The following is a 4,769-nucleotide window of genomic DNA, read 5'->3' as shown; positions in this document are numbered from 1 at the left end:
AGGCGTATTTACCTCGCGTGATATTCCTTTACATAGATTGTTTTCGCAATGGCAAGGAAAAAAAACGGGATTTACAAAAGGTAGAGATAGAAGTTTTCATTTCGGAACTCAAGAATATAAAATTATCGGAATGATTTCGCATTTGGGTCCACAATTAGGTGTGGCTGATGGAATTGCTTTGGCGAATAAATTAAAACAGAATGGTAAAGTAACTGCTGTTTTTACTGGTGAAGGCGCTACTTCTGAAGGTGATTTTCACGAAGCGTTAAATATTGCCGCGGTATGGGACTTACCTGTGTTATTTGTTATTGAAAATAATGGTTATGGACTTTCAACGCCAACCAATGAGCAATACCGTTGTGAAAACTTAGCTGATAAAGGCGTAGGGTATGGTATGGAAAGTTTTGTTATTGATGGGAATAATATTTTAGACGTATATACTAAAATTTCAGAATTAAAAGCTTCAATGATTGCTAATCCTCGTCCTGTTTTGTTAGAGTTTAAAACCTTCAGAATGCGTGGACACGAAGAGGCGAGTGGTACTAAATATGTACCTCAAGAATTAATGGATATATGGGCTGAAAAAGACCCAATCGAAAATTATAGAAAATATTTAATAGCCACTGATGTGTTATCTGAAAATGAGGATAATCAAATTCGTGAAGCAATTAAAGCTGAAATAGATGAACATTGGGCGATTACTCAAACTGCAGAAGAAGTAGTGGCTAATTTAGAAGAAGAGTTGAACGATGTTTATGCACCTTATATTCATCAAGAAATCAACCCCTCGGAAGTAACCGAAAACATTCGATTTATTGATGCCATTTCACAATCGTTACGACAATCGATGCAACGTTATCCGGATTTAATAATTATGGGTCAAGATGTTGCAGAATATGGTGGCGCGTTTAAAATTACAGATGGTTTTGTGGCTGAATTTGGTAAAGAACGTGTGCGAAATACACCTATTTGCGAAAGTGCAGTAGTCTCAACCGGAATGGGATTATCCATAAACGGATGCAAAGCTATTGTAGAAATGCAATTTGCTGATTTCGTTTCAACGGGTTTCAATCCGATTGTCAATTTATTAGCCAAACAACATTACCGTTGGAATGAAAAAGCGGATGTAGTGGTACGAATGCCTTGCGGTGGGGGCACACAAGCAGGTCCTTTTCATTCGCAAACCAATGAAGCTTGGTTTACCAAAACACCAGGTTTGAAAGTGATATATCCAGCTTTTCCGTATGATGTAAAAGGGCTTTTAAATACCGCAATTAATGATCCAAATCCGGTTTTGTTTTTTGAACACAAACAATTGTATAGAAGTATTCATCAAGACGTTCCAACAGATTATTACACCATTCCTTTAGGAAAAGCGGCTTTACTTAAGGAAGGAAATGATATTACTGTAATTTCTTTTGGTGCAGGTGTGCATTGGGCGTTAGAAACCTTAGCTAAGAACCCAGAAGTTGCTGCAGATGTTATAGATTTACGAACCTTGCAACCTTTAGATTTAGATACTATTTATACTTCGGTTAAGAAAACTGGAAAATGTATTATATTGCAAGAAGATACCTTATTTGGTGGAATTTCAAGTGATATTTCAGCTTTAATAATGGAGAACTGTTTCGAATCTTTAGACGCACCTGTAAGACGTGTAGGAAGTTTAGAAACCCCAAGTCCGTTTGTGAAGGCTATTGAAGATCAATATTTACCAAAAACTCGTTTTGAAATAGCTTTAAAAGAAGTTTTAGCATTTTAATAAAATATAGTACATTTGAAAAATGTAAAAGCGTACTTGTTACGCTTTTTTTATGCTTTATATAATTATTTCTACTATTTATTAGTGGAAATGAAAAAATAATATAAAAAAAACACGAATTCTATTTTATTATATTGCTAATTTAGTATATTTATGCAAAATTTATATATATGGAGATTTTAGCCTGTCCAAAATGTCAAAATAATCAGATCGTAAAGAGCGGAATTGTTAAAAACAGACAACGTTATTTGTGTAAACCGTGTAATTATTTTTTCAGCGTCAATAAATTAGGTAAAAAAATTGACGATTATTACGTTACGAAAGCCTTACAATTATACCTCGAAGGATTAAGTTTTAGAGAGATCGAACGCATTATCGGTGTGTCTCACGTTTCAATTAGCAATTGGGTTAAAGAATTTAAAATAAAAAAACCTGAAAATTCTAATTACCATCCTACTTATAAAATTTTTAATCATTTAGAATTGGTAGAATTTCTTAAAAACAAAGAAATCTTATCCGGTGCTGGAATGATAATTACCGAACTTGGTGATAAGTTTATGCTAATTAAATGGGAACGTTTTAAAGATTAACTATACTGCTTTACAATTATATATATTAAAATTTTTTTGTTTTAGTATTTTTTAGAATTTGGCACCACTAATCAAATACTAACTATATTAAATTATGAAAAAAATTTTATTAACAGCCGCGCTTCTCATCACGGCTTTATCGTTTGGTCAAGGATCAACTGATTATGGTGGAGGTATAAAGTTTAATCTTAATCCAGAGGGAACTAAGTATATGCGATTTATTACTTGGAATCAAGTCTGGATGCGTGCTTCACAAATGAATCCTGGAACGATGATTGGGGATCAAGGTGTCTCTACTCAAGAAGACATAGGTTTACGAAGATTACGTATACTTGCTTATACTCAAATATCTCCTCGTTATATGATTGTAACACATGTGGGTATAAATAACCAAACATTTATTAATGGTGGTGCTTCAGGATCTGCTGGTACAGGTGGATATGGAGCTGGTAAAAAACCTGGCTTGTTTTTTCATGATGCATGGAATGAATATGCTGTTGTACTTCCTAAAGAAGGAAAACCATTTAGTTTATCATTAGGAGGTGGATTACACTATTATATGGGTTTATCAAGAATGACAATGTCATCAACCTTAAATTACTTAACTATAGATGCACCAATATTCAATTGGCCTTTGATAGAAAATTCAGATCAATTTGCAAGACAAATTGGTGTTTTTGCTAAAGGTAAATACAATAAATTTGAATACAGATTTAGTTTAAACAAGCCTTTTGCTACAAATCAAACTGTTGCTAATGTTACTCAAGCTGAAAATGCTATCGCTGTAGATAACAATAATAATGCAAAATGGTCTAAAGCAGGATATGTTGAATATCAGGTATTTGATAAAGAGTCGAATTTTCTTCCTTTCAAGGTTGGATCGTATCTTGGGACTAAAAAAATGTTAAACTTTGGTGCAGGTTTTTACACTACGCCTAGTGGTACAAAAACTTCAGTAAATGGAATTACAGATAGACATACTATAGGTTTATTTGCAGGAGATGTATTCGTTGATTTACCAGTTGGTCAGAAAGACAAGAAGATGGCTGTAACGGCTTATAGTGTTTATTATGATTACAATTTTGGACCTAATTATTTAAGAAATATTGGAATTATGAATGAAGGAGTTGCAGATGCAAGCTTTACAGGTAGTAGAAGTTTGGCTGGTCCTGGAAATCTTCAACCAATGGTAGGAACCGGAAATATTTGGTACACTCAAGCAGGCTTTTTATTACCTAATAAATCAGACAAACCAAAGGTTAGAATTCAACCTTTTGCAGCTTACACTTACAAGAATTTTGAAGCTTTAGGTAAAGCAAGTAACCAATTTGATTTTGGTACCAACTTATTTTTAGATGGTCATCATGCAAAATTAACAGCTCAATATTCTAACAGACCTGTTTACATTACTAAAGACAATATTGATTCGTATAAAGGAGAATTTTTATTACAACTACAGATATATTTATAAAATTTAAAATTATTAAAACATGAGCGATAAAAAGACAACTGGAATTTGGAAAGTGATTTCCGCTTCCTCAATGGGTACAATGATTGAATGGTACGATTTCTATATCTTTGGAAGTTTAGCTACATTACTTTCTACAAAATTTTTCCCACCAGATAATCCAACAGCGGCATTCTTATCTACGTTAGCAACATTTGCTGCAGGATTTGTGGTGCGTCCATTCGGAGCGTTATTTTTTGGAAGATTAGGTGATTTAATTGGACGTAAATATACTTTTATGGTAACACTTTTATTAATGGGTGGTGCTACTTTTTTAATTGGTTGTGTGCCTTCTTATGAAACAATCGGATTTTTTGCACCTTTATTAGTTCTTGTTTTAAGATTATTACAAGGATTGGCTTTAGGTGGAGAATATGGTGGTGCTGCCACTTATGTTGCAGAGCATTCGCCAACAGACCGTAGAGGTTTCTTTACATCTTGGATTCAAACTACAGCTACATTAGGATTATTTATATCTTTAATTGTAATTTACATCACAAGACACTCTTTATCTAAAGAAGACTTTGTTGATTGGGGTTGGAGAATTCCGTTTTGGGTTTCTATCTTAATGATATTGATTTCTTACGTGATTAGAAAAAACATGCATGAATCTCCAGTATTTACTAAAGTAAAAGAAGAAGGTAAGGTATCTACAAATCCATTAAAAGAAAGTTTTGGAAATAAATTAAACTTCAAATTTGTATTGTTAGCTTTATTTGGAGCAACAATGGGACAAGGTGTGGTTTGGTACACAGGTCAGTTTTACGCCATGAGTTTCATTGAAAAAACAATGAGTATTGATAAAGATATTGCCGATAACATTATGTTGGTTTCATTAGCATTAGGAACACCTTTCTTTGTATTATTTGGATGGTTATCTGATAAAATGAGTAGAAAATGGATTATGATG

The 4,769-nt window shown here is 33.2% G+C and carries 4 protein-coding genes; all 4 read left to right on the top strand.

Going from position 1 to position 4,769, the window contains the following annotated elements; all coding sequences use genetic code 11:
* Nucleotides 1–1,762: thiamine pyrophosphate-dependent enzyme (locus ACIQ11_RS08825; RefSeq protein WP_396154276.1), on the top strand; the 1,762-nt coding region annotated here is incomplete at its 5' end.
* 170 nt (nt 1,763–1,932) lie between these two features.
* On the top strand, nt 1,933–2,352 hold the full coding sequence (locus tag ACIQ11_RS08820) for a hypothetical protein (RefSeq protein WP_396150981.1): 420 nt from the start codon (nt 1,933–1,935) through the stop codon (nt 2,350–2,352).
* A gap of 94 nt (nt 2,353–2,446) precedes the next feature.
* The gene (locus ACIQ11_RS08815; RefSeq protein WP_396154275.1) at nt 2,447–3,823 is read left to right on the top strand and encodes a porin; all 1,377 of its coding nucleotides are present in this window, start codon (nt 2,447–2,449) and stop codon (nt 3,821–3,823) included.
* Nucleotides 3,824–3,842: 19 nt separating this feature from the next.
* On the top strand, nt 3,843–4,769 hold a 927-nt coding region (locus ACIQ11_RS08810), incomplete at its 3' end, for an MFS transporter (RefSeq protein WP_396154274.1).

Source organism: Flavobacterium sp. (assembly GCF_044361065.1).
Classification (GTDB): Bacteria; Bacteroidota; Bacteroidia; order Flavobacteriales; family Flavobacteriaceae; genus Flavobacterium.
The sequence above is the reverse complement of the archived record's forward strand: the minus strand, read 5'-3'. Positions and strand labels throughout refer to the sequence as shown.

Coding starts and splice junctions, on each gene's coding strand:
- ACIQ11_RS08820 (WP_396150981.1), top strand. CDS start 1,933: ATGGAGATTTTAGCCTGTCCAAAATGTCAAAATAATCAGATCGTAAAG.
- ACIQ11_RS08815 (WP_396154275.1), top strand. CDS start 2,447: ATGAAAAAAATTTTATTAACAGCCGCGCTTCTCATCACGGCTTTATCG.